23 protein-coding genes, 1 tRNA gene and 1 other annotated feature are annotated in these 24,718 nt (G+C 45.7%); of the genes, 14 read left to right on the top strand and 10 right to left on the bottom strand.

The window, feature by feature from the left end; genetic code table 11:
* Nucleotides 1-81 precede the first annotated feature (81 nt).
* Both ACLGGO_RS04385 and ACLGGO_RS04380 read right to left on the bottom strand, forming a co-directional pair.
* Nucleotides 82-546: a hypothetical protein gene (locus ACLGGO_RS04385; RefSeq protein ID WP_446418407.1), complete on the bottom strand. Its 465-nt coding sequence runs from the start codon at nt 544-546 to the stop codon at nt 82-84.
* A 156-nt stretch (nt 547-702) separates the two neighbouring features.
* Nucleotides 703-984 (bottom strand): UPF0175 family protein, encoded by a 282-nt coding sequence (locus ACLGGO_RS04380; RefSeq protein ID WP_446361837.1) that lies wholly within the window; start codon nt 982-984, stop codon nt 703-705.
* Nucleotides 985-1,664: 680 nt separating this feature from the next.
* Between ACLGGO_RS04380 and ACLGGO_RS04375 the strand changes: the two genes are divergently transcribed.
* The 4 genes from ACLGGO_RS04375 to ilvC all read left to right on the top strand — a co-directional run bounded on the left by ACLGGO_RS04375 (nt 1,665) and on the right by ilvC (nt 7,214).
* Nucleotides 1,665-3,128, top strand: a complete 1,464-nt coding sequence (locus ACLGGO_RS04375) for a folate/biopterin family MFS transporter (protein ID WP_446418406.1) — start codon at nt 1,665-1,667, stop codon at nt 3,126-3,128.
* Nucleotides 3,129-3,228: 100 nt separating this feature from the next.
* Nucleotides 3,229-4,710, top strand: coding sequence for a carotenoid oxygenase family protein (locus ACLGGO_RS04370; RefSeq protein ID WP_446418405.1), 1,482 nt, complete (start codon nt 3,229-3,231; stop codon nt 4,708-4,710).
* Between the two features lie 304 nt (nt 4,711-5,014).
* On the top strand, nt 5,015-6,010 hold the full coding sequence (locus ACLGGO_RS04365; protein WP_446418404.1) for a glycosyltransferase family 2 protein: 996 nt from the start codon (nt 5,015-5,017) through the stop codon (nt 6,008-6,010).
* Nucleotides 6,011-6,221: 211 nt separating this feature from the next.
* Nucleotides 6,222-7,214, top strand: coding sequence for a ketol-acid reductoisomerase (gene ilvC / locus ACLGGO_RS04360; protein ID WP_446336952.1), 993 nt, complete (start codon nt 6,222-6,224; stop codon nt 7,212-7,214).
* Between the two features lie 182 nt (nt 7,215-7,396).
* Here the strand turns inward: ilvC and ACLGGO_RS04355 are convergent, their stop codons facing one another.
* From ACLGGO_RS04355 to ACLGGO_RS04340, 4 genes are all read right to left on the bottom strand, one after another.
* Complete coding sequence (locus tag ACLGGO_RS04355; RefSeq protein WP_446418403.1) at nt 7,397-7,627, bottom strand: DUF5615 family PIN-like protein; 231 nt, start codon at nt 7,625-7,627, stop codon at nt 7,397-7,399.
* Nucleotides 7,624-7,863: a DUF433 domain-containing protein gene (locus tag ACLGGO_RS04350; protein ID WP_446336955.1), complete on the bottom strand. Its 240-nt coding sequence runs from the start codon at nt 7,861-7,863 to the stop codon at nt 7,624-7,626. The genes ACLGGO_RS04355 and ACLGGO_RS04350 overlap by 4 nt, the downstream gene beginning before the upstream one ends.
* A 38-nt stretch (nt 7,864-7,901) precedes the next feature.
* Nucleotides 7,902-8,444, bottom strand: coding sequence for a DUF1349 domain-containing protein (locus ACLGGO_RS04345; RefSeq protein ID WP_446418402.1), 543 nt, complete (start codon nt 8,442-8,444; stop codon nt 7,902-7,904).
* 103 nt (nt 8,445-8,547) lie between these two features.
* Entirely contained in the window at nt 8,548-8,760 is a 213-nt protein-coding gene (locus tag ACLGGO_RS04340; protein WP_446336957.1) for a hypothetical protein, read from the bottom strand.
* Between the two features lie 225 nt (nt 8,761-8,985).
* Between ACLGGO_RS04340 and rplS the strand changes: the two genes are divergently transcribed.
* The 10 genes from rplS (at nt 8,986) to ACLGGO_RS04290 (ending at nt 18,384) form a co-directional block, all read left to right on the top strand.
* Nucleotides 8,986-9,348 (top strand): 50S ribosomal protein L19, encoded by a 363-nt coding sequence (gene rplS / locus ACLGGO_RS04335; RefSeq protein WP_446336958.1) that lies wholly within the window; start codon nt 8,986-8,988, stop codon nt 9,346-9,348.
* Between the two features lie 93 nt (nt 9,349-9,441).
* Nucleotides 9,442-9,514: transfer RNA gene (locus tag ACLGGO_RS04330), tRNA-Trp, on the top strand.
* 144 nt (nt 9,515-9,658) lie between these two features.
* Complete coding sequence (gene secE, locus ACLGGO_RS04325) at nt 9,659-9,889, top strand: preprotein translocase subunit SecE (protein WP_446336959.1); 231 nt, start codon at nt 9,659-9,661, stop codon at nt 9,887-9,889.
* Nucleotides 9,886-10,503: a transcription termination/antitermination protein NusG gene (nusG, locus tag ACLGGO_RS04320; RefSeq protein WP_446336960.1), complete on the top strand. Its 618-nt coding sequence runs from the start codon at nt 9,886-9,888 to the stop codon at nt 10,501-10,503. The genes secE and nusG overlap by 4 nt, the downstream gene beginning before the upstream one ends.
* 2 nt (nt 10,504-10,505) lie before the next feature.
* Complete coding sequence (rplK, locus tag ACLGGO_RS04315) at nt 10,506-10,931, top strand: 50S ribosomal protein L11 (RefSeq protein WP_446336961.1); 426 nt, start codon at nt 10,506-10,508, stop codon at nt 10,929-10,931.
* A 105-nt stretch (nt 10,932-11,036) separates the two neighbouring features.
* Nucleotides 11,037-11,753, top strand: a complete 717-nt coding sequence (rplA, locus tag ACLGGO_RS04310; protein WP_446336962.1) for a 50S ribosomal protein L1 — start codon at nt 11,037-11,039, stop codon at nt 11,751-11,753.
* 29 nt (nt 11,754-11,782) lie between these two features.
* Nucleotides 11,783-11,945 (top strand) — a sequence feature (ribosomal protein L10 leader region).
* 54 nt (nt 11,946-11,999) lie between these two features.
* Nucleotides 12,000-12,566 carry a 50S ribosomal protein L10 gene (rplJ, locus tag ACLGGO_RS04305; protein ID WP_446418401.1) on the top strand — a complete coding sequence of 189 codons (567 nt, stop codon included), beginning with the start codon at nt 12,000-12,002 and terminating at the stop codon, nt 12,564-12,566.
* 86 nt (nt 12,567-12,652) lie between these two features.
* Entirely contained in the window at nt 12,653-13,057 is a 405-nt protein-coding gene (rplL, locus tag ACLGGO_RS04300; RefSeq protein WP_446418400.1) for a 50S ribosomal protein L7/L12, read from the top strand.
* Nucleotides 13,058-13,529: 472 nt separating this feature from the next.
* Nucleotides 13,530-14,060, top strand: a complete 531-nt coding sequence (locus tag ACLGGO_RS04295) for a hypothetical protein (protein WP_446418399.1) — start codon at nt 13,530-13,532, stop codon at nt 14,058-14,060.
* A gap of 1,117 nt (nt 14,061-15,177) precedes the next feature.
* On the top strand, nt 15,178-18,384 hold the full coding sequence (locus ACLGGO_RS04290; RefSeq protein WP_446418398.1) for a sensor histidine kinase: 3,207 nt from the start codon (nt 15,178-15,180) through the stop codon (nt 18,382-18,384).
* A gap of 369 nt (nt 18,385-18,753) precedes the next feature.
* Here ACLGGO_RS04290 and ACLGGO_RS04285 read toward each other — a convergent pair whose 3' ends face one another.
* The 4 genes from ACLGGO_RS04285 to ACLGGO_RS04270 form a co-directional block, all read right to left on the bottom strand.
* A complete protein-coding gene (locus ACLGGO_RS04285) occupies nt 18,754-21,372 on the bottom strand; it encodes a GAF domain-containing protein (protein ID WP_446336967.1) in 2,619 nt (872 codons plus the stop codon).
* A gap of 443 nt (nt 21,373-21,815) precedes the next feature.
* Complete coding sequence (locus ACLGGO_RS04280) at nt 21,816-22,949, bottom strand: glycosyltransferase family 4 protein (protein ID WP_446418397.1); 1,134 nt, start codon at nt 22,947-22,949, stop codon at nt 21,816-21,818.
* A gap of 113 nt (nt 22,950-23,062) precedes the next feature.
* Complete coding sequence (locus ACLGGO_RS04275) at nt 23,063-23,263, bottom strand: hypothetical protein (RefSeq protein WP_446418396.1); 201 nt, start codon at nt 23,261-23,263, stop codon at nt 23,063-23,065.
* 204 nt (nt 23,264-23,467) lie between these two features.
* Entirely contained in the window at nt 23,468-24,619 is a 1,152-nt protein-coding gene (locus tag ACLGGO_RS04270) for a UDP-sulfoquinovose synthase (protein WP_446336970.1), read from the bottom strand.
* Between the last annotated feature and the right edge of the window lie 99 nt (nt 24,620-24,718).

Below are 24,718 nucleotides of genomic sequence, written 5' to 3'. Positions count from 1 at the left end.
TAGCGATCGCGTTTCCATTTGAGCCGTTAACACAGCAACGGAGTAAAAAGGCAATAGGCAATAGGGAAAAATACCTGTATTTTAATTCAGTAGATTCAATAGATAGATAAAACCCATTGGTATCATTGTAGTCAGATAAAATTTTTTATTCTGGTTATTCATGCCAATAAAAACACCGATGAGAATTAAGCCCATACCCACAAAAGTGCTCGATAATCCTGGTTCTGGCGTCAATGGAAAATCAACACCACCGTTGCCAGACTCAAAAATATTGTCAGGAGTCCCTCTGTGTCCAAACACTACTAATAATTGCAATCTAATGTAGAATATAGGAAGAACGTGACTGAAAAACGTTGTACATAAACCAACATAATTCGGTTTAAAGCAGTACGTTAGAAAAACTATCCATGCCAGACTATAGCTGAGAATAGTTAGCCCGTCACCGTGTACCCAAAAATCTAATCCAGTTACAACGCTATAGTCGGAAATCGAAAACCAAGGTAGGAAAAGCCTTTTCATAGCAATTGTCAGTCCGGCTACAGACACGATTAAGCCGAATATTCTTAGAATATTCGGAAACGAGAAACGTTTACGGGGTAGCATAGGACTTTGAGCCTTTTGGAGAGCATCATTCAACCTCTGTAATCTTTATTTTTCAACATCAATCATAGCATAACGGTAAAGTATCTGAGACAACTGCTATTAACTTTCTGGTGTCTCCTGAATCATTAGTTTTTCCATCGTTAACAAATCTTGCTCAAAATCAGTTTCATCATAATGTAAATAGGCTCCTGCTTGCTTGAGAAAACTATCCACCTCATAACGCGAAGAGAGGTTGAGCATTCTTCCCACTTGCGCCGAAGTAATCACTCCCTGACGGTAAGCTTCAATGGCTAAACACTCTACGACTTTTCCAGGAACGTTATTCCACTTCTCCTGGATTGTGTTGACAATTTCATCAGGTAGATGGATGGTAATTTGCACAGAACATCCTCCAGTTTCTCAGGTTTAGCTTAGACGACAACATAGAATCCTCGACTCGACCAGCACTAAGCTGTTCAACATTTAAACCTTAATGTCAATGTCTATAATGGCTCTCATTGGCGTGCGCCCGATTCAATGGTCACACCTAATCCATCATTTTAGCTGTGTCAATCCAGTCGTGGCGTGGCACACCTTAATTAGTGGATTAGAATTGTAGGGGCGCACGGCGTGCGCCCTTTTACCGCACATTGGTGCGGCTCAAAAAGATAAATGTAGGACTTAAGCACACAGGCCATTTAGGGTAGGGGCACGATATTATCCATCCGTGTCAACTTAAGCCACAACCCTTGCCCATCCTAATTTTCAGCTACGGGGTCTGTGCTTCCCCTAGAAGGGCGGGTTTAGTTAAGTTATCAGTTGTTGCCATAAGTTATCTGTAAAACCCGCCCCTACATCCCCTGCTCTCCCTGGTTTAAACGTCAAATCTATCCCACCATTTTAGCTGTGTCAGTCCACTACAAGTAGCTTGAAGGGTCAACCTCCTTCTGTTTCCCCACACCCGACACCCTGTCTCCTTTTTAGCTATCTTGTCACCCCTTGAGGCGATCGCCCATAGACAGATGAGGCAACCCAGAGACAGCGTGTAAGATATAAAAAGAGATAAATCTTAAAAAAAGTTCATGATTTTATCCGCCTCTGGCTTCGATCGCGTTAAACAAGCAATCAAAGATAAAGTCTTTTTTGGCAATGAACCCACTCCGGAGTTGATTGCCATCCTCATCGTCTACTTTGTCCAAGGTATCCTAGGGCTAGCCCGTTTAGCGATTAGCTTTTTCCTCAAAGATGAACTGGGTTTGAGTCCAGCCCAAGTCGCAGCGCTGCTGGGGATTGCTGCCTTACCCTGGGTAATTAAACCTTTATTTGGCTTTCTGTCCGACGGACTTCCCTTATTTGGCTATCGCCGCCGCCCCTATTTAGTACTCTCAGGCTTAATGGGAACAGCCGCGTGGTTAAGTTTGGCAACAGTAGTCGATACAGCTTGGGCTGCAACCCTTGCCATTCTCCTAAGTTCCCTATCCGTAGCCATTAGTGATGTCATCGTAGACTCGCTAGTGGTGGAACGGGCAAGGCGGGAATCCCTCAGCGACTCCGGTTCCCTGCAATCCCTAACTTGGGGTACCTCTGCCCTAGGGGGATTGATTACGGCTTATCTGAGTGGTTGGCTACTGGAAGCGTTCAATACACAAACTGTTTTTGGCATCACCGCCACCTTTCCCCTACTCGTCTGTGGCGTGGCGTGGTTAATTGCTGAAGAATCCGTCAGTTCCAGGATGAACATCGCCACCGTCACCCAGCAAATCAAGCAACTGCGCCATGCGGTTACCCAAAAAGCAATTTGGTTACCCACCGCGTTTATCTTTCTGTGGCAAGCCACACCCACAGCCGATTCAGCTTTTTTCTTCTTCTCCACCAATGAACTAGGATTTGAGCCGGAATTTTTAGGGCGGGTGCGTTTAGTCACCAGTTTGGCGTCTCTGGTGGGTATCTGGCTATTTCAACGCTTTTTAAAGGGCATTCCCTTCCGCACGATTATGGGATGGACAACCGTGCTGTCGGCTGTTTTGGGAATGAGTGCCTTAATTCTAGTTACCCATGCGAATCGAACCTTAGGCATTGATGATCACTGGTTTAGCTTAGGGGACAGTCTAATTCTGACGGTGATGGGGCAGATTGCGTTTATGCCTGTACTCGTGCTTTCAGCAAGACTTTGCCCGTCCGGGGTAGAAGCCACCTTATTTGCCCTGCTGATGTCTGTATGGAATTTGGCAGGACTACTATCTCACGAATTTGGCGCGTTATTAACCCATTGGTTAGGGGTGACAGAACATAACTTTGATCGTCTGTGGTTATTAGTCACGATTACGAACCTCTCTAGCTTATTACCATTGCCCTTCTTAGGTTGGTTACCGACGAGTGATCCGCAAGCTGAAATCAAATCCGAAACCGAATCAAAATCATTACCGCCAGCAGAAGTATTTGAACATCATACGTCGGGTTCTCTATTAGAACAGCCATTCCTACCCGACGTCATGCCAGAGTTTATCCGGACTCGGATAGGTCAAAAGCCTGTGGAAGAGTCGTAATTTGTCATTTGTCATTAGTGAGGATTTTAGTCCTCTTGTCAAAAGCGCTAAAGCGCCTACTACAAACAAACAACACGATTAAATAACGAGGAAATAAACGATGATTGCAACAGAACAATTTTTAGAATCAAAGTCTTCACTATCCTATGACCGCGAAGGATGGAAACGGGGGTATCAATCCCAACCGAATGAATATGATTACTGGATTGAGGACATTGAAGGAGAAATTCCGCCAGCGCTGAATGGTACGTTGTTTCGCAATGGTCCAGGTTTACTGGATATTCATGGTCAGCCCCTGCGTCACCCCTTTGATGGCGATGGTATGATTTGTGCGATCGCCTTTAATCAAGGTCGTGTCCATTTCCGCAATCGCTTTGTCCGGACTGAAGGATTTCTCAAAGAACAAGAAGCCGGAAAAATGCTGTATCGCGGTGTTTTTGGTACGCAAAAGCCCGGAGGGTGGCTGGCAAATGCCTTTGATATTGATATCAAAAATATCGCCAACACAAATGTGATTTACTGGGGCGGTAAACTGTTAGCCCTTTGGGAAGCGGCGGAACCCTATCGGTTAGATCCCAAAACCTTAGACACCCTAGGGAAAGACACTCTAGATGGTATTTTGGCAGAGGGCGAGGCGTTTGGCGCCCATCCTTGGATTGACCCAAGCTGTAACCAAGATGGGGGTGCGCCTTGTTTGGTGAATTTTGCGATTAAACCGGGTTTTTCCACCAAAATTACCATTTATGAATTAGATGAAGCTGGCACATTAAAACGTGGTCAGTGTCACACAGTTCCGGGTTTTGCTTTTATCCATGACTTTGCAATTACACCCAATTACTGCATCTTTTTCCAAAATCCTGTCACCTATAATCCCTTTCCTTTCCTGTTGGGATTAAAAGGGGCGGGTCAATGTGTAGATTTTCAACCCAACGCACCGACTCGGATTTTAGTGATTCCTCGTCATGGCAATAAACAAATGCAAGTCTTGGAATCTGAAGCTGGGTTTATTTTTCACCATGGGAATGCCTTTGAGCAAGGGGAGCAAATTTGTGTAGATTCTATCTGCTATGAGTCTTTAACTCAAGTGGACTCGGAGATAGATTATCGGGACGTGGATTTTGATGCGATCGCGCCGGGACAACTTTTTCGGTTTACACTGAATTTAGCGGATGCTACGGTACAACGACAGCGACTATTAGAACGTTCCTGTGAGTTTCCCTGTGTTCATCCCGATCACGTTGGACGCCCTTACCGTTATGTATACATGGGCGTGGCTCATAATCCCACAGGCAATGCTCCACTGCAAGCGATCGCTAAGTTTGATGTTACGACAGGAGAGGAACAAATTTGGAGTGCAGCCCCCCATGGCTTTGTCAGCGAACCGATTTTTGTTCCCCATCCTGAAGCGAAGCGAGAAGATGAGGGTTGGGTGTTAACCTTGGTCTATGATTCGAGTCACCATCGCTCTGATGTGGTGATTTTAGACAGTCGAGATTTGAGCGTTGGCGCGATCGCACGACTGCATCTGAAGCATCATATTCCTTACGGATTGCATGGAAGCTGGACTTCCACAGTCTTTTAACAAGAATATGACTCGCGCCCGCCCTCATGGATTTGTGTAGGGGCTCACTTTCACTACTATCGTTTTTCACAAAGGTGACTCGCACCCGCTCCATCTCCCCCATCTTCCCCATCTCCTCTATCTCTCCTAAGGCTCGATAGCTTAAAATTATAAATATAATATCCACGGCTGATCGTATTGTCTTGTCTCTCAGCAGAATAGAGAACAGGTCAAACCAAAATCTAGACAATAGCGATTCTCAGCCGCTGCGGAGATTTGTCTAAATTATGATATCGAAGCAGAATAATTTTGGTGGAGAAGAGTTATGAAATTTAGCATTGTCATCACGACTTATAACCGCCTCACCTTGCTCAGGCGGGCAATTGACAGTGCTTTGGCTCAAACGATGCCTTGCGAGGTGATTGTGGTGGATGATGGCTCGTCTGATGGTACAGAGGTTTATGTGCAACAGCGACACAAAGAACTCTTAGATAGGGGTGACACTCGTTTAATTTATCACCGAAATTCTCCAAAACTGGGTCACTCAGGAGCGGTCAATCGGGGTGTAGCATTGGCAACAGGAGACTGGGTGAAACTGGTGGATGATGATGACTACCTTGCCCCTAAGTGTCTTGAAGAAATGGCTAAAGCCATCTCCGGGCGTCCAGAGGCTGTAATTTGCTCCTGTCGAGCCATTCAGGTTGATAGGAATGAAAAAGAAGTCAGCAGAAGTCGGCAAGTTGGCAAGGGAACGCTTGTATATATTCCCCAAGACGAGATTCATTACGCCATGCTTTTGGAACTATTGCCATTTGGCACTCCTGTACAAGTGGCATTTTCCCGTCTGGCTTTTCATAAATCAGGAGGATGGGATGCAAAATTCGATACTAATTATGATGATATTGATTCCTGGATTAGAATTGCCCAGTTTGGTGATGCCGTTTTTATAAATAAATGTCTGGCTTACCGGACTGTTTGGGATGGATCATTTAACAGCAAGTTTACTTTAGAGAATCGCCTCGAAACAAACCTGATAATTAAAGAAGAAATTTATGCTTGCATTAGCGATAAATATCGGCATACTTTGCCTAACCTATCAGATATAAAATCGTCAACAATATTACATTGGGGATTTGTCGCGCTCAAAAAAATGGAGGTTTTTATCGCTATAAAGATTTGGCTAAAAACTGAATTTTTAATAGGAGGATCAAGGCTATTCCTGAAGAGGTTATTTTATCGAAATAGTTTGGATATACTATTGCAAGATTCTCAAATTAATACTTCTTTTTTAGTAACTCGTAAAAATAAAAAAGCTACTTAATTCAAAGTGAGGGAGTTGACACTTCCGTCGCTCAAAGCGAGGGTCTTCTCAGGACTCTCAGATAAGAGTGCTGAGATTTTCGTGACACTCCACACCCGGTCACCCCATACCCCGTCTCCTTTTTGGCGTTCTTAGCCGCCCCTTCAGGTTTTGGGGTAAAATCAAGAGTTCGCAGTCAAACGAAAATGCTTGTAGCAAGGGAGATACTTCTATGACCCGGATGTATTACGACACAGATGCTAACTTAGACCTACTCAGCGATAAAACTATCGCAATTATCGGGTATGGGTCTCAAGGTCACGCCCACGCCCTGAATCTCAAAGAGAGTGGCATCAAGGTGATTGTGGGTTTGTATCCGGGCAGTAAGTCGGTGGCGAAAGCGGAGTCAGCCGGATTAACGGTTCATTCTGTTGCTGAGGCGGCGAAAGCGGCGGATGTGATTATGATTTTGCTACCGGATGAGGTACAGAAAACCGTTTACAATGTAGAAATTGCCCCGAATCTGAAAAAAGGGAACGTCCTTGCCTTCGCCCATGGGTTTAATATTCACTTTGGTCAAGTCGTTCCCCCACCTGATGTGGATGTGATTATGGTGGCACCCAAAGGACCAGGACATTTAGTGCGACGGACTTACGAACAGGGAGAAGGTGTCCCTTGCCTATTTGCCGTGTATCAGGATGCCACAGGTCAAGCTCGCGATCGCGCCATGGCTTATGCTAAAGGGATTGGTGGAACTCGTGCAGGTATTTTAGAAACCACATTCCGGGAAGAAACGGAAACCGATTTATTTGGTGAACAAGCTGTGTTATGTGGGGGATTGAGTGCCTTAATTAAAGCGGGATTTGAAACCTTAGTGGCGGCGGGCTATCAGCCAGAGTTGGCGTATTTTGAGTGTCTCCACGAAGTCAAACTAATTGTGGATTTGATTGTGGAAGGCGGACTAGCCAATATGCGTGACAGTATCTCTAATACCGCTGAATATGGCGATTATACCCGTGGACCTCGCATCGTTAATGACCAAACCCGCGCCGAGATGCGGAAAATCCTGCAAGAAATTCAATCCGGTCAATTTGCCCGTGAGTTTGTCTTAGAAAACCAGTCAGGTAAAGCTGGATTCACAGCCATGCGCCGTCAAGAAGCTGAACATCCTGTAGAAGAAGTGGGTAAAGATTTACGGGCAATGTTTAGCTGGTTGAAAAAGTAGTCATTAGTCATTGGTCATTTGCCCGTTGTCCTTTGTTATTTTTTGGCAAGACAATTGGCAAATGACATCAGTCTTTATAACCCAGTCCGCGCAGGCGGACTTTGTTTGTGTAGCAGCGATTTCAATCGCCTTGGCAAAAGGGGGTAATAAAGGTGGATTTGGTATAACATTTGTCCTCTTATTCAGCAAACCCCAATTATCATGAACGGGTAAATGCGTAGCGCTAATGACAACAAATAAACTCGAATTAACCCAATTAAAAGAATTTGCCCTTCCTCACGAGCTTTTACAAGAATTTCATCATCGGCTAATCGTTCCAAACCCTCTTCAACTAAATGTATGGCATCATAACCAGCAGCTTTTAACCAATTAACAGTACGTGGCGAGATACCCATATCCGCTAAAAATCTCATCCGACTTTCTCACCCACGATAGGGAAAACCTGCTCTCGTGCCAGCCATGCAGCATACAGCAATGACTGTTGAATATCTTCAGGTTCCAAATAGGGATAATCTTCGATAATTTCCTCCACTGTTTTACCATTTGCCACTAAATTTAAAACTAATGAAACCGGAACTCGCATTCCCCGAATACATGCAACTCCTGCCATGATACGTGGATTAAACGTAATTCTATCTAAATTCAACATAAATTAGTCCTCCAAAACTACTAGATTAGTTTGAACCGCTATGCTGAAAGAGTCTTGATTTGAAATCCCTCAAAGACAACTTGAAACCCTTCCCGTTCCGGTGACGCACACATTAAACCCACTTGCACTGTTTCTGTTTCAGTTAAATAAGCTAATCTCATCATTGTAAATTGTTCGCCGTCAAGGGAATAGTTAATCTCGACAGCGCCGCCGCTACGTTGTAGTTCTAACCATAAGGACTTAGGATTTTCTGGGATACCCACCACAGACCAATCCGAATACTCTCGTGTGACCACTGTGCTGGCATACTGTACACCCTCTACAAACTCAATTCCACACTTTAACCACTTCTGATCATTTTCGCGGATCATTAACCCTGCTTGGTCATAAAGTTCCTGATACTGTCCAGTGATTTTCACGACAGCTATAAAATCACCGGTTATGTCCTGATAATAAAAATGTCCCGTATCGCGGATAAATCCGTAATGCGTCTTGCGCCAGAAGTCTGTTTTTAGTCCTGACGTGACTGTAATTACTTGCTCTTGTTCATTCCAGACAGGCGGTTCATTATACCATTTCATGGAAATTTATCTCTAGTAGATAGCGTTTTTCCTCTGCTAATGGTAAACCCAAAGTGAGGAGCGCGATCGCTCTCCCAGTGGTTACTCCCTTCCCGGTAGAAGATTACCTCTGTTCTAATTGATCAACTTCCTTTTCAGTACGTTCATTTGGGTTTGTGGGATTCCAGTCGGGAAATAGCCCAACTAAAAATTGATTGATGCTGGTGCGGGTGTTGCGGCTCGCATCATCTAGCGGCGCAGGTAGGACGCGATCGCCTAACGTGATAAACAGCAATGCTAGGATCAACAGTGGTCCTAGAATATTTTTGAAACCCATAACTCTCCTCCCAGTCGCATAAATGCATTTGGCATACTGCTAGTTTTCCCCTGAGTCAAGAGAAAATCGTCATTTTTCTATAATTCTTTACATTTTAGCACAATTGACATCCTCACCACGCCGTAGGGGTTTGGTAACCAAACCCCTACGGTCGCTCAAAACTCAAAACTAGACGTCTAGTCAGATAGTGCGTTAAGATTATAGGCTGTGATTTTTTTAAGAACTATGCATGCTCAAGAGGTTATTCGCTCCATAGAAGCCGAACAGCTCAAATCCGACCTACCGACAGTCCATATTGGTGACACAGTTAGAGTCGGCGTCCGTATTCGTGAAGGGAACAAAGAACGGGTTCAGCCCTACGAAGGTACTGTGATTGCCATGCGTCACGGTGGTATCAACCAAACGATGACCGTGCGGCGTGTCTTCCAAGGTGTTGGTGTAGAACGGGTTTTTCTGCTCCATTCTCCCCGAATTGCCAGTATTACAATCGTGCGTCGAGGTAAGGTTCGTCGGGCGAAGCTCTTTTATTTGCGAGAGCGTGTGGGTAAAGCGACTCGCGTTAAGCAGCGCTTTGACCGGGGGATTTAAATTTTTTTTGGATATTGGCTTGGTATTCATGCCCTAATTGCGTTACAATCAGTAAAGCAAAGGGAATAAATTCACCTCTACCAGCCAACCCAAGCGCTCTTAGTTCAGTTGGTAGAACGCAGGTCTCCAAAACCTGATGTCGGGGGTTCAAGTCCTCCAGGGCGCGTTATAAATATATAAAATTGGGGGAGCATCAGCAGTTCTACCCAAGTCTTATCCACTTCACTGATGAGTGAAGCAGGTTAATATGAATTATGAGTGCTGGGTTGAACAGCTCTGATAATCAGTAGAAGGGGGAAATCAACTTATTGTGGCAAAGAAAACAAAAACGGACACAGAGTCTCAGGAAAAAGCCTCTGGGTTTAATGTTGTAACGTTTCTTCAAGAAACCAAAGAGGAACTTAGTAAAGTCGTATGGCCCTCTCGGCAGCAACTCATTAGCGAATCGGCTGCCGTGTTATTGATGGTCGTGCTATCAGCCACCCTAATCTATTTAGTGGATGGCTTATTCTTGTGGGCATCACAACAGGTATTTGGATGAGTTTTGCAGCAAACGAATCATACGATCGCGACTCACAGCTACAAGAAGCCCCACCTGCCCGTTGGTATGCGGTTCAGGTGGCATCCGGCTGTGAGAAGCGGGTAAAGACAAATCTAGAACAGCGAGTGCAAACCCTAGATGTCGCTGACCGAATCTTAAGAGTTCAGATTCCCCAAACACCGACGGTGAAAATCCGTAAGGATGGATCTCGCCAGCACTCTGAAGAAAAGGTCTTCCCTGGCTACGTCTTGGTGGAAATGGTCATGGATGATGAAAGCTGGCAGGTTGTCAAAAACACACCCAATGTGATTAATTTTGTAGGGGCAGAACAGAAACGTCGCTATGGACGGGGGCGAGGTCACGTTAAACCGGTACCCCTGAGTCCTGGAGAAATCGAACGGATCTTTAAGCACGCCGAAGAACAAGAGCCAGTTATTAAAGTAGACATGGCTGTTGGCGACAAAATCATCGTGCTATCGGGTCCGTTTAAAGATTTTGAAGGCGAAGTGATTGAAGTTAGCCCCGAACGCAGTAAGCTCAAGGCGTTACTCTCCATTTTTGGGCGAGATACGCCAGTTGAATTAGAATTCAATCAGGTGGAAAAAACAGGCTAAGAATGGCAAAAAAAATCGTTGCAGTTATTAAGTTGGCGCTCCCGGCGGGGAAAGCCAACCCGGCTCCCCCAGTAGGACCGGCTCTTGGTCAGCATGGGGTGAATATTATGGCGTTTTGTAAAGAATACAACGCCAAGACCGCCGACCAAGTAGGAATGGTCATTCCCGTAGAAATATCGGTGTTTGAGGATCGCAGTTTTACCTTTATCCTCAAAACCCCGCCTGCATCCGTACTGATCAAAAAGGCAGCGGGTATTGAAAAAGGCGCAAGTGAACCCAATCGGCAAAACGTTGCCACTATCACCCGGGCGCAACTGCAAGAAATCGCTCAGACGAAAATGCCTGACCTCAATGCCAATGATATTGAAGCAGCAATGAAAATCGTCGAAGGGACTGCCCGGAATATGGGCGTCGCGATCGCAGAATAGTCCATGGGTTGAGGTTTAAGTGCAATCAACCCGCAATCAAAGACCGTTGTCAACCTAATTTGGGGGAGAGGTAAGAAGCTTCGTTAGTCACCCCAGGAGAGATAAATGCCCAAAAAACTATCACGTCGATTACAAGAATTACAAGGCAAGGTTGAAGAGCGACCTTATGAACCCATAGAAGCTCTTAAGCTTTTAAAAGAAACCGCGACGGCAAAATTCCCCGAATCCGCCGAAGCACATATCCGCTTGGGAATTGATCCCAAATATACCGATCAGCAACTGCGGACAACCGTATCACTACCCAAAGGAACGGGTCAGGTGGTGCGAGTTGCGGTCATTGCCAAAGGCGAAAAAGTCACAGAAGCGAGTAATGCGGGAGCAGATATTGTCGGTTCTGAAGAATTAATTGGCGAAATTCAAAATGGGATGATGGATTTTGACCTTTTGATTGCCACGCCAGACATGATGCCCCAAGTGGCTAAGTTAGGACGGCTCCTCGGACCACGGGGTTTGATGCCCTCTCCCAAAGGTGGTACCGTTACCTTTGACCTAACCCAGGCGATCGAAGAATTCAAAGCAGGTAAACTTGAATTTCGTGCCGATCGCACAGGCATCGTTCATGTTATGTTTGGTAAGGCATCATTTTCTGCTGAAGACTTGCTGGTCAACCTCAAGTCCTTACAGGAAACGATTGACCGCAATCGTCCCTCAGGGGCGAAAGGTCGCTTTTGGCGCAGCATATTTGTCAGCGCTACCATGGGACCCTCCATCGAAGTCGATATCCCGACGCTACGGGACTTGAAAGCGGTTGAGGCTGCCTAATGTGAACCGTTAGATTTGTTGACGATCCAATATTTCATTGGCTTGTACCAAAGACAGCAGGTGTTCATCACTTAATATCCTGCCGAGGTCAGCGCCCGACGTATCCACTATCACTGTACATCTAAACTAAAGTACAGGTATTAAAGATACAAGAGCGAAACCCCGGCATGTCCGGGGTTTTGTTATGGCTAATGGCAGGATTTTCTAACTATCAACTATGAAAGGAAACAAGGAGGTGAAACAAGAATGGGCAGAACCCTGGAAAACAAAAAGGAAGTCGTTGCTGATCTCAAGCAACTCTTGAGTGAGTCCCAACTCGCCATCATCATTGACTACCAGGGACTTTCCGTGGCTCAAATTACCGATTTGCGGGATCGGCTGCGTCCCACAGGCACAGTTTGTAAGGTCACAAAAAATACCCTGATGCGGCGGGCGGTTGAGGATGATGAAAACTGGCAACCCATGACCGAATTCTTGGTCGGTTCCACCGCCTTCATGTTAATCAAAGAGGATGTGGGTGGTGCAATTCGGGCATATCAGGACTTCCAGAAAGCCACCAAAAAAACCGACTTCAAGGGCGGCGTGATGCAAGGTCAAGCCTTGAATCAAGACCAAATCAAGGCGATTGCTGACTTGCCGTCTAAGGAAGAACTCATTGGGCAGATTGCGGGTGCGATTAATTCCATCGCCACCCAACTGGCTGTGGGTGTCAATGAAGTTCCTGCTTCCCTGGGTCGCAGCATCAACGAAATTCCTGGCTCACTGGGTCGGGTTTTGCAAGCGCTCTCCGCTCAGAAAGAAAGCGGTGGCTAGTACCTACCGCTACCTGGAACCTAAAAAGCTTACCCTGAGCTTAGTCAAAGGGTCAAACGTAAAAAGTCAAACGAAGGAGTTTATTCATGTCTGCTACAACCGACGAAATTTTGGAAAAGCTAAAATCCCTGACGTTAATCGAAGCGTCGGAATTAGTTAAGCAAATTGAGGAAGCCTTTGGCGTTAGCGCCGCTGCTCCTGCAGGTGGCATGATGATGATGCCCGGAATGGCGGCTCCCGGTGCGCCTGGTGCTACGGGTGAAGAGCCGGAAGAGAAGACAGAATTTGATGTCATCTTAGAAGAAGTTCCCGCTGATAAGAAGATTGCCATTCTGAAAGTCGTGCGAACCATGACTGGTTTGGGTCTCAAGGAAGCCAAAGATATGGTAGAGTCTGCGCCTAAGCCAATTAAAGAAGCGGTGGCAAAAGAAGCCGCAGAAGAAGCCAAGAAGCAGCTTGAAGAAGCTGGTGCTAAGGTTTCTGTGAAATAGAACTCTGTTGGGGCAATTCCTGAATTGCCCCCGCAATCGATGCATTGAAACGATTGATTTCATCATCCCCCGGATCAACACGAACGGGGGTTTTTCTTCATTTTTGGATTTGGCTTGTAGTAAGGGATGCGAACCCTCCCCGCCGTCTTGGGGAGGAAACTCTCATCCGGACGAAATGACAAAAAATGTGACAGTTAATCAATAGTCTACTGGCGGCTCACAAATTATCAAAAGCTAACTATAATTTTTCGATTGATTTTAACTAAGTTTCACGTTTGTTTCTATGTTTATTGGAAAAGCTACCGAAAAATAATCAAGTGGTTTTTCTGAAATGCTTAATTGTCAAGGCATCCAAGGTTTTTACAAAAATAAATCAATCAAAAAAAAACTAAATCTGGAACATTGACTCGATTAAAAACGACTTGAATAGTAACAACGCAACACTACACCCTACCTATTGATGGACGTTACTATGAAACGCAACCTTAAGTCTTTTGTTACCTTTTCAACCCTAGCCGCTACCGCGATCGCGCCTGTTTTATTATCGGCTGATATGGCATCTGCTAAGCCCACTGGAACTGATGCTAACTATATCGGTGCTGGTGTCGCCGCAGGCGTGACCAACGGTGGACACAATAATGATGCGGCAACATTTGGCGGGAATATTCAAGGTCGTGTAACAACTTCAAAAGCGCCAGTTTCTCTGCGCGGTGCTGTTCTATTCAGTGAGGATACCAGCGCCATTATGCCGATTGTTTCCTACGATGTTCCTGTCACGAACAACGCCAATGTTTACGTTGGTGCTGGTTATTCTTGGGTTGAAGCCGAAGAACATGCCACACCTATAGGAAACAAAAATGCTCCTGTTATTACCGTCGGTGCTGAAGCTCAACTTGGTCGCAATCTTGTTGTTTATGGCGATACAAAGGTGGGGATTGAAGCTTATCAAAATAGTCCAGCTTCTGCTGTTAGTATTCAAGCCGGTGCGGGTTATCGCTTCTAAACCATGACGTTCTGGTGAACTAACCCTGTAGAGACGTAGCATGCTACGTCTCTACGTCGTCGGGGCGGGCGCGAGTTGCATCTAGGTGAAGTCAGAAACGATAATAGTAAAACCCGCCCCTACACTACCTTTCCCATGTTCTAGATGTGCCAGGGTACATCTGAAGCATTGCGCCTCGGTATTTTTTTCTGTTCATGAATAATATTTAACAAAAATCAATAAAGATTACATTATAAAAATGGCGGATATCTGTACCATAAAATTACAGTAAAATTTGTTGTCGGAGATACAACAAGGTTAAACTTGAAGTAGAAAAGCCCTATAACCTGATAAAAAACTATTGAGGTAAGGATCATGACTACTGAACTCAGCCAAGTTTTATCGATGATTTTGATCGTTTCTGTTTTCTCGATGGTTCTGTCGCCAGTATTGTGCTGGATTCTTCCCGCCCGCACCGCAAAAAAAACAGTGTAGGAGGGATTTTGAGTCAGCCATCTGATTCTTTGAGGCTAAATCGACAGACGCTTAACTCAACTCCATAACATAGAAGGTACGAGAGAGCAGCGAATTCATCAGGGTGATTATTCCATGAAACTTATACGTCTATTAACCCACCGTCTCCCGGTGGGTTAATTGTTGGTTTGAGCTCAAAGGATAAACAGGGCGAGACTTGTCAGAGTATAGTGAGAAGAACATTACGTTTTGGGAACCGTTCTACAACACTTGGACAAAGCTAGACAACATTGGATCTTGTTAGACATTATCCGGATTGCTTCGGAGCTTCACCCTGGCGGTGTCGGCACTCAACCAGTCCACAGGCTTAAAATCGGACGAAACTCGCCCTACTCAAAGTCAGTAATTGTAGTAATTTGAGAAGCTTTGCTGCTTTAATCCGTTATTTTCAGCGCCATTAAGGTATGCTGGATTTCTCAACCGCCTGCCTTACAGGTGCGCTACTCTTAAAAGCTTTGTTACGGGGTCTCAAGCCCTAAGATTTTTAGCTTGGTTTTCGCTTGCGTTCATTATAACACAACAACACCTGGACAAAATATCCAACAATGTCCAGAGGTGTCCAACTTTTTGGTTACAGTTACTTCCCCTTCTCGGAACGCCGCCGATGTATCAACAGCTCAAACAGCTCTGGCTAGCCATTGTCAACAACCGAGGCGATAATCACCCCCGCTCGCCTAACTCTCCCCTGCAAGCCCCTATCCCCCTGTCATTCTACCCTGAGAGCCAAGGACAACCCGACAACTCAGACGAGATCAACGAATTAAAACAGATCAATCAGCAACTGCGGCGCAAGATTGCTGAACGAGAACAGGTTGAGCAGGTATGGCGAGAGCGAGAGGCTTATTATCGAAACATCGTCGAAAATGCCAATAGCTTAATTTTACGCATCGATACTCAAGGTACAATCACCTTTTTAAACAAATTTGCCCAACAGTTTTTAGGTTATCCGGAAGCAGAAATCCTCGGACATTCTGCAGCTAAGACGATTATTCCAGAAACCGAGACATCGGGACGCAACTTGACCACTTTAATTCAAGACATCATCCAACATCCGGATCAATACCGCTACCACGAAAACGAAAATATCCGGCGGGATGGGAGTCGCGTCTGGGTAGGGTGGACGAATAAAGCGCTCATGGATGTCTCAGGACAAGTGACAGGTATTCTCTGTATTGGTCACGATATCACCGAACGTCATTTAGCTCAAAACGCCCTGCGCTTGATGAATGAACAATTGGAGGAGCGAGTCGCTGAACGCACAGCGGCGTTAACCGCCACCAATGAGCAATTGCGCCAAGAAATTGCTGAACGCCAACGGGCGCAGGAAACGGAACAGCAGTTAATCGCGTCACTGCAAGCGGCGAAAGACCAGTTACAAGCTATTTTAGATGCTGTACCCGGATGTGTGTCTTGGGTGGGGACAGATTTAAAGTATCAGGGCGTCAACCGTTATCTGGCGAAGACATTTGGATTATCCCCCGAAGCGTTTGTGGGGAAAGAACTGGGGTTTATGAATTCTACCCCCGGATTTAAGGAGTTTATCGTCCATTTTTTTGCCAATCCACTCCAGGAAGCCAACCGAGAAATTGAAACCTTTGTTGACGATAATTGTCGGTATTATTTATTAGTTGCTCAGAAATACCAACAGGGTCAAGCGGCTGTCTGTGTCAGTGTGGATATTACTGAACTCAAGCGCACGGAAGAAGCGTTGCGGTTGAGCGAGGAAAAGTTTGCTAAAGCCTTTCGCTGTTGTCCCAATTCGATCACGATTAGTACCTTAGCAGATGGACGGTATATCGAGGTCAATGAAACATTTAGGCGGTATTCTGGGTATGAACGTCAAGAGGTGATTGGTCGTACCGTTGAGGAATTGAATATTTGGGTGCATTCTGATGATCGCGATCGCATGATTCGTAGTTTGCAGCAGCACGGTGCGATTACGAACCAAGAATATGAGTTTCGGACGAAATCGGGTGAAATTCTCATCGGTTTACTCTCCGCCGAGATTATTAATTTAAGGGGAGAACGTTGCTTACTGGCACTTACCCATGATATTACTCAGCGTAAATTAGCTGAACAGCGTCTCAAAGAGAGTGAAGTCCAATATCGGGCAATCTTTGAAGCCACCACGGATGGTTTAATTATTAGCGACTTAGATGGACAACTCGTGGAGGTAAATCCAGCCACTTGTCAAATGCATGGCTATTCCTATTCAGAGTTTATTCATCTTGATCCCGAAAGCTTTATTCATCCGGACTCCCATCCCATATTTTACGAGTATCTGACTGCGGTTAGACAGGGGGTTCCTTTTCAGCGGGAAGCAGTGGATTTGCGTTCCGATGGTACGCCGTTTCCCATAGAGGTGCGGGGAACCGGGTTTATGTACAAAGGGAAACCCCATCTTTTAGCTGTGGTGCGGGATATTACGGAGCAAAAGCAAGCCGAAGCGCGATTACGAGAAGCGGCTGAACGCGATCGCTTGTTGGGAGAAATTGCGGCTCGGATTCGCCGCTCACTGGATCTGAATGAAATTCTGAATACGACTGTAGCAGAAGTCCGCCAATTCCTGCAAGCGGATCGGGTGCTGATTAGTTATATGGATGGGACGATGCATGGTAAAGTCGTGGCAGAATCCGTGGCGGATAGTTTGCCCTCCTGTTGGGATTTAGCGGTGGACAATGACGAGTATCTTCAGGAGTTAATTGCTTTATTTGAACATACCGAGGTGCAAGTTATTGACGATACCGCTCTTTTGGAAACCTCCCCAGAACGCGCTAAATATTTGGATCAATTTCAAGTGAAAGCCGCCTTAGCCGTGGCGATTGTCGTAGATGAGCAAATGTATGGCTTATTAGTGGCGCATCAATGCACAAGCCCGCGTCATTGGCAACCCTTGGAAGTGGAGTTACTGCGCCGTCTGGCGACGCAAGTGGCGATTGCGATTAAGCAGGGACGATTATACCAACAGCTTAGCGAACTGAATACAAACTTGGAGTATCAAGTTGAAGAAAGAACGGCGCAATTGCAGCAAAAAATGCAGGAATTGCAAGAACTCAATCAACTCAAAGATGTGTTCTTACATGCAGTATCCCATGATTTACGAACACCGGTGATGGGAATGTTAATGGTACTGAAAAATTTACTGAATAGTTATTTTTCTCCGGAAAACCCAGAACTAAGGACAATTGACCAAGGACAATTGACAATCCCTGTCCCCCGTTCCATTGTAGAGCGGATGATCCAAAGTAGCGATCGCCAACTTAATTTAATTAACTCGTTACTGGAGATTCACGCGGCTGAATCTTATGGGATTCCCTGTGAGTGCGAACCTTTAGAACTGAGTCAACTTATTCAAGATATTCTCACAGAGTTGCAACCGTTATTGATCAAAAATCAAGTGACGTTGACGAATCACGTTCCCGATGATTTACCTTTAGTGAGTGCTGACGCCAAACAGTTGTGGCGAGTGTTTGAGAATATAATCACCAATGGGATGAAACACAACCTCCCTGGAATTCACCTCACCCTGAGTGCGACGGTGGTGGAGGGTGCTGTTGGGGGGGATATGGTGCGTTGTGCGATCGCGGATAATGGAGTAGGGATGGAACAACAACAGTGCGATCGCCTTTTTGATCTCTACTATCGCGGCGCGTCTTCTCGCAGCTTAAGCGGTATTGGCTTGGGATTGTACCTGTGTCGGCAAATTATTAAAGCACACGGAGGCGAAATTGGGGTGATTAGTTCTCCCGGAGAGGGGACAACGTTTTGGTTTACTTTACCTGTCTCTCAAGCATCGCTTACCCGTTTGTGAGTGTCAACCAAGTTGTGATGCATTTTTATGTCTAATTGCACGGGGCTGGATAGGATTTATTTTTTGAGGAAAACTAAATAGGTAGCTACGGATTCGACGAACCGTTGAACTCATCACCATCAGCATCTTGGGTAAGCAGATGCAAACTATGGCACTAAAGAGTGTAATCATTAAACAGTCAGCTATACCCATATCCTTATTTTCCTGTTGGTTGCATTGGCATTTCTTTGCCTATCCATTGATTATGACGGCAATTTGTCAAAGTTGATACAGGACAATGGTTAAAATTTCTTTTAGGTCTGATAAGTTTCCCTGCTAATACGATTTGTTAAGACGCCGTAGGGGTTTGGTAACCAAACCCCTTTATATCTATTTTCTAGTCATTGTATGCACACCATCCCAATAATCAGGAGGTGGATTATCCTGATAATGTTTAGCCCGTTCGAGGTGAATCAAAACCGGCTTATCATTGGGTTCAAGTTGATAAGCTTGTTCAAAATACACAATCGCCCTGGAGAAATCGCGATTCATGTAGGTTTTACGTCCTTTGGCATACAGGTCTAAAAATTTGTGAGTTTTATCGTTGAGAGGCGTGTCGATATCTTGAAGCAAATGATAAATGCTAACCGCTTGATTTTTCCCCTTCACCCGAATTTTATCCAATTCCCGCACCCAAACATTTTGGCGACAGAGGTTATACGTATATTCACTAATGATAATATCGCAGCCGTACTCTTTAGTAATACTTTCCAGGCGGGCGCTGAGATTCACGCCATCTCCGATAACCGTATAGTCCATGCGTTTGTGGGAACCAATATTACCCGAAACCACTTCTCCTGAACTAATTCCAATCCCAATATGAATTAAAGGTTGGCGATTTTTCATCCGAGGTTCATTAAACTTGGCTAAGCGCCAGCGCATATCTAAAGCCGACTGAACCGCCATCCAGCCATGATTTTCTTTTAACGCCAAGGGAGCGCCAAAAACTGCCATTAGCGCATCACCAATAAATTTATCTAAAGTCCCTTTATGCTCAAAGACCGATTCGACCATTGTTTCAAAGTATTTATTCAGCAGTGAAACAACTTCCGACGCTCCCAAGTTTTCGGTTAAAGTTGTATACCCCCGAATATCTGAAAATAAAATGGTGACATCTTTTTTACTCCCCTGCATCAGTGCATCTTCACCTAACGCCAAGACTTCATCCGCTACCTCTGGCGTCATGTAGCGATACATCGTTGTTTTCAGCCGCTTTTCTCGACTAATGTCTTCTAATACAACTAAACCCCCTCGCACTGTTCCTTGGGGATTCGTTAACGGATTGACCGTCAAATTAATACTCCGTTCTATGGGTTGGACTTGCTCTTTAGATAGATAGGATGAAGATAGATAGGATGAGGTAGGAACAAGACTGGGAGCTTCATTCCAGAGACTATAGATTCTAGGGTTATCGCTTTTGGGAATAGCGAGGAGATAAAGATGAGTATCATCATTCGATTGGCAATAGGGGGGAGTATTGGGTTTTTCTATCTCTTCCAGTGGACATTGGAAAAGACCGACGGTTAAATTTTGTTCGGGGAGGTAATGCTTCGCACCCGTAGTTAGGCTGTCTTGTAACCGGACTTGGAGATATTCAATGGGCACAACCTCCCAGACATAGCGACCCGTGAGTTTCTCTTCCCACAAATGACGATTGCGATTATCGGCTTGTTGTAAGGGACACCCCAGTAATCCTAGCGCTGCATCATTAATGGTCACGATTCGTCCCTGCATATCGGTAGAGATAACCGCATCAGAAAGGCTTTGCAGGATGTCTTTTTGATATTGCTTTTCGATCAGAACATTCTCAAACAGTTTGGCATTTTCCAGGGCAATGCCGGCTTGAATATTAAATGCCCGCATAAACTCTTCATCGGAGGTGCTGAAGCTACCTTGATGCTTATTAATCAGTTGAGTTACACCAATTAAATCCCCAACCGAGTTAAAGACGGGCATACAGAGAAGATTGCGAGTCACATAGCCTGTTTTTCTGTCTGTAGTCGGATCAAACCGAGGATCTTTATACGCATCGGCAATATTCAACGGTTGACCCGTAGACGCCACGTAACCCGCAATCCCCCGATTGGCTGGGATACGAATTTCCATCATCTTGTTGCCATCAGCCGTCGCGACTTTACTCCACAGTTCCCCAGTATCTTTACTTAGCATAAATAACGTAGAGCGGTCTGCTTGCATTAACTCCCGCGCTTGATCCATGACTAGACGCAGTGTGGCTTCTAGGTCTAAACTTTGACCTAGGTACTGGGTTGCTTTTAGGAGTGCAGCGGCGCCGCGTTGGTTCCGGGCTGCCATGTAGAATGATTGGCAAGTTTCCAGGATAATGCCAATAGAGGCGGCAAAGTCACGGAAGCGCTGTTCATCTTCTTCGTCAAACGGTACACCCCCAGCTTTATTCAATAGCTGTACTACAGCGACAATCTTTTTATTGCTGCTGACAATGGGCATACACAAGAGGGAATCGGTATGATAGCCGGGAGACTCGTCAACTTCCGGATTAAACAAGGGGTGGTTATAGGCTTCGGTGATATTGAGCGATTCACCCGTCGTCGCCACATGACCCGCTAAACCCACCGTCAGGGGAATGCGAACTTCTTTGGCGGCGTTGTCCTCACCAGAGGGAATTTTTGCCCAAAGCTGGTCTTTGTCACCATCAACCAGGAAGATAGTTGTACGCTCAGCTTGCAGGAGTTGACCAATTTTTAGAGTAAATGCCTCCATCACCTGTTCCAGCATGGTTTCGAGCGCTTCATGGTTAATCATTTCCAGCGCTCGCAGAAATTGCTGAAATTCAGCGGTGATGAAGTCCAGTAAGCAGATAAATTCGGGAAGGGAGAGGTCTTTAACTCGATGAGTTAGGACGCTAGTGCGATTGAGTTGGGTTAACTGAGTCAATGTAGCAAGAACGCTACCGGCATTAGACAGTGTCATAGTATTCGCTGTTCAACAGCTACTTTTGGCTCTGGCTGTCAGACGTGCTCTCATGCACGTCGGGTTGAGGAATGCAGTCTGGGTAAAACAAATAAGCACAGCGATATCGGTGAAAATTGAAAAACGCTTCCTTTTTCCGTTAGTTTAGACCAATCTCAATTTTAGACAAATTTATCTGCCTGAGTTGTTATTTGTCATTTATGCTTTGTCCTTTGTCATTTCCTCTTACCTGTTGCCTCTATTGTCTCATCCTTGGGTCTTCACCCGATGTCCAGAGGGATTCTTGCTGGCTGAGCCTTCGGATTCGCCCTTAAATAATTCTCAACATTAGAGAATAATAATATTTGCACAGATATAAGAGGGCACGGCAATGCCGTGCCCCTACCACAGTTTAGGGACATGGCACTCTGATGCGGTAGAGGTACGACAAAACCACGCCCTAATTAAGCCGCCGTTAAGAGCGATCGCGACAAAACCACGCCTTGATAATACTGTTGTAACTGACGGGTTGCGGCTGACCAACTCCAGCGTTCGGCTTCCGCCCTGGCGTTTTGGCGTAAGGTTTCCCGTTCGGTTTGTTCCTGGAATAGACGTTGAGTCGCCGCGATCGCGCCTTGTTCATTTTGCGGATCAAATAAGTAGCCGTTGACCCCATCAGTGACGATATCAGGAATCCCACCCGAACGCGCCGCCACTACCGGACACCCCGCCGCCATCGCTTCTAGCAAGACTAATCCCAAGGTTTCGGTACGGGAGGGGAAAATAAACGCATCCGCCGACGCAAAGGCAGAACCTAAAGGTTCACCTGTAAGATAACCAACAAAATGGGTTGGGGTTCCGGCAAAATGTTTTTCTAAGGCGCTGCGATGGGGTCCATCTCCCACTAACGCCAAACGCGCACCGGGGATGGATTCGAGAACCGGTTTAATCCGGTCAATTTCCTTTTCTGCCGATAAACGCCCAACATAAAGCAACAAGGGACTTTCCGGGTGTCCTTGGGACAAGTGCGATCGCATCTTTTCAGATGCCAAACTAGGATGGAATGTCTCGGTATCCACACCCCGTTGCCACAAATCCAATCGTTGAATCCCGCGCCCTCTCAATTCCTCAACCATCGCCGTCGAGGTACATAAATTAAGCTGGGCTTGGTTGTGATTGGCTTTAATTAATTCCCACATCACTGGTTCTAACATCCCTAACCCATAATGCTGAAGATATTGGGGTAAATGGGTGTGATAGGACGCGACTAAAGGAATTTGCATCACCCTAGCATAATACAGTCCCCCTAACCCTAATACCGCCGGATTCACCACATGAATCACATCTGGCTTAAATTCGGCTAAAGCCATGCCAATCGCGGGTCGAGGTAATGCCAGTTTCAGTTCTGGATATAGAGGTAATGGGAAACCCGAAACGCCATAAATTCTGGCACCTTTGTGTTCAGTGAGTCCACCATCGGGACAAATAACCAGAACATCGTCACCATTGCGTTGTAAATGGTCAACCGTGTGCCGCAGTCGAGTGACAATTCCATCAACTTTTGGCAAAAAGGTTTCAGTGAATAAGGCAATTCGCATAATCGTGTGACCGTGTGCGGAGTGTTATTGCAAAAGGCAGAAGGATTCTTACTGGTATTGGGTCGTTTCAGCCATTATATCTGTCTTAATCTTTATGGCGACAGCTATAAGGACTAAGAGCGTTCATTGTGTTTTTGCGGTAAGGTACAGAGTCCATGAATGCCGATAGCCGCGATGATTCCCCCTAATAAAACGCCCACAACTTCAGCCAAACAATTGATTCGATGTCTGTTTTCTGCGGCTTGGGCAATGGATAAGTCACGCATTGTCGAGGATGGAGATTGAGACAACGTTTGGTAATAAGTATTTCCCATCACAAATGGGATGGGGTAAGAGGAAACTGAGATTTTCTAGTTCCTCTTACCGAAACCATCGGTTCAGTTATCATCGTGGGCGGTTCTAGACTAAGTTGGGTTGAAAAAACGGGAACATAAACCACCGAAACTCCTATTTTTTCCCATTGACGTTTTATTTCTTCCCTAGCGTAATCCTGAATTCTGGACCGATAGTCTAGAGATTTATCGCCGCCAAGACACCTTGGGTAAGATTTGTTTTTCATCTACACGGTGCTTGTACTTGCTGGCAAAGTTAAGTAAGGAATCGATCAGGGAATCAGATAGGTAGTGGGGTTGGAGTCCTAAACTTAACAGGCAAGTATTTTTGGCGTAGAAATAGTGCTGTTCTAACTCAACCCGTGGGTTATCGAGGTGCTGAATATCCACATCGATATCTAAATGGGTTCCAGCATTTTTCACCATCACGGCTAAGTCGCCCACACTGAACATTTCCGTGAACTGGTTGAATACACGGAATTGACCGGGATCAGCCGGATTTGCGATCGCGAGTTCGACACAGCGAACCGTATCCCGAATATCTAAAAAGCCCCGCGTCTGACCCCCTTTACCGTATACTGTCAAGGGATGACCGATCGCCGCCTGGATACAGAAACGGTTTAAGGCGGTACCGAAAACGCCATCGTAGTCGAGGCGGTTTATCAGCATCTCATCCATACCCGTTTCTTCGGTTAAGACACCATAGACGACGCCTTGATTGAGATCTGTTGCCCGTAACCCCCAAATTTTGCAAGCAAAGTGGATATTATGGCTGTCGTGGACTTTGCTGAGGTGGTAGAAGCTACCGGGTTGCTTGGGATAGGGTAAGGTGTCTTTGCGTCCATTATGCTCGATGGTGATATAGCCTTCTTCGATATCGATATTCGGCGTTCCATATTCACCCATCGTCCCCAGTTTGACCAAATGGCAATCGGGGAAGTCTTGTCGCATGGCGTACAGAATATTCAGCGTCCCTACGACATTATTTACCTGAGTCAGTACCGCATGTTCCCGGTCAATCATGGAAAATGGGGCAGATCGTTGTTCACCAAAGTGAACGATTGCCTCGGGTTCAAACTGATGCAGGGATTTAATCAGGAAATCGTAGTCGGTAATATCACCCACGAACAAGTCAATGGATTTTCCCGTCAGATCCTGCCAACGCTGGAGGCGTTGCTGAATCGGTGCAATTGGCGTCAGTGTTTCTACACCCAGTGTCATATCCCAATGACGGCGCACCAGGCTATCTATAATCCCGACGTCATATCCTTTGTTGGATAGATGCAGGGCGGTTGCCCACCCACAATAACCATCGCCACCAATAACCAAGACTTTCATAGTCGATCCATAAATTGTGCTTGCCGATACTCGGTAAATGTATCAGGTTTCGGGTACTCTCGAACCATTAAACTCAGCGATCTCACCCTATTAAATCAT

Source organism: Coleofasciculus sp., from assembly GCF_046565525.1.
Classification (GTDB): Bacteria; Cyanobacteriota; Cyanobacteriia; order Cyanobacteriales; family Coleofasciculaceae; genus Coleofasciculus.
This window is presented reverse-complemented; position numbering and strand designations above follow the sequence as displayed.

What these genes read in the sequence shown, in the direction of transcription:
- rplA (WP_446336962.1), top strand. Translation starts at nt 11,037, where the DNA reads ATGCCCAAAAAACTATCACGTCGATTACAAGAATTACAAGGCAAGGTT.
- ACLGGO_RS04285 (WP_446336967.1), bottom strand. Translation starts at nt 21,372, where the DNA reads ATGACACTGTCTAATGCCGGTAGCGTTCTTGCTACATTGACTCAGTTA.
- ilvC (WP_446336952.1), top strand. Translation starts at nt 6,222, where the DNA reads ATGACCCGGATGTATTACGACACAGATGCTAACTTAGACCTACTCAGC.
- ACLGGO_RS04280 (WP_446418397.1), bottom strand. Translation starts at nt 22,949, where the DNA reads ATGCGAATTGCCTTATTCACTGAAACCTTTTTGCCAAAAGTTGATGGA.
- ACLGGO_RS04290 (WP_446418398.1), top strand. Translation starts at nt 15,178, where the DNA reads ATGTATCAACAGCTCAAACAGCTCTGGCTAGCCATTGTCAACAACCGA.
- nusG (WP_446336960.1), top strand. Translation starts at nt 9,886, where the DNA reads ATGAGTTTTGCAGCAAACGAATCATACGATCGCGACTCACAGCTACAA.
- ACLGGO_RS04295 (WP_446418399.1), top strand. Translation starts at nt 13,530, where the DNA reads ATGAAACGCAACCTTAAGTCTTTTGTTACCTTTTCAACCCTAGCCGCT.
- ACLGGO_RS04355 (WP_446418403.1), bottom strand. Translation starts at nt 7,627, where the DNA reads ATGAGATTTTTAGCGGATATGGGTATCTCGCCACGTACTGTTAATTGG.
- ACLGGO_RS04375 (WP_446418406.1), top strand. Translation starts at nt 1,665, where the DNA reads ATGATTTTATCCGCCTCTGGCTTCGATCGCGTTAAACAAGCAATCAAA.
- ACLGGO_RS04340 (WP_446336957.1), bottom strand. Translation starts at nt 8,760, where the DNA reads ATGGGTTTCAAAAATATTCTAGGACCACTGTTGATCCTAGCATTGCTG.
- rplK (WP_446336961.1), top strand. Translation starts at nt 10,506, where the DNA reads ATGGCAAAAAAAATCGTTGCAGTTATTAAGTTGGCGCTCCCGGCGGGG.
- rplJ (WP_446418401.1), top strand. Translation starts at nt 12,000, where the DNA reads ATGGGCAGAACCCTGGAAAACAAAAAGGAAGTCGTTGCTGATCTCAAG.
- ACLGGO_RS04350 (WP_446336955.1), bottom strand. Translation starts at nt 7,863, where the DNA reads ATGTTGAATTTAGATAGAATTACGTTTAATCCACGTATCATGGCAGGA.
- rplS (WP_446336958.1), top strand. Translation starts at nt 8,986, where the DNA reads ATGCATGCTCAAGAGGTTATTCGCTCCATAGAAGCCGAACAGCTCAAA.
- ACLGGO_RS04275 (WP_446418396.1), bottom strand. Translation starts at nt 23,263, where the DNA reads ATGGGAAATACTTATTACCAAACGTTGTCTCAATCTCCATCCTCGACA.
- ACLGGO_RS04365 (WP_446418404.1), top strand. Translation starts at nt 5,015, where the DNA reads ATGAAATTTAGCATTGTCATCACGACTTATAACCGCCTCACCTTGCTC.
- ACLGGO_RS04370 (WP_446418405.1), top strand. Translation starts at nt 3,229, where the DNA reads ATGATTGCAACAGAACAATTTTTAGAATCAAAGTCTTCACTATCCTAT.
- rplL (WP_446418400.1), top strand. Translation starts at nt 12,653, where the DNA reads ATGTCTGCTACAACCGACGAAATTTTGGAAAAGCTAAAATCCCTGACG.
- ACLGGO_RS04270 (WP_446336970.1), bottom strand. Translation starts at nt 24,619, where the DNA reads ATGAAAGTCTTGGTTATTGGTGGCGATGGTTATTGTGGGTGGGCAACC.
- ACLGGO_RS04345 (WP_446418402.1), bottom strand. Translation starts at nt 8,444, where the DNA reads ATGAAATGGTATAATGAACCGCCTGTCTGGAATGAACAAGAGCAAGTA.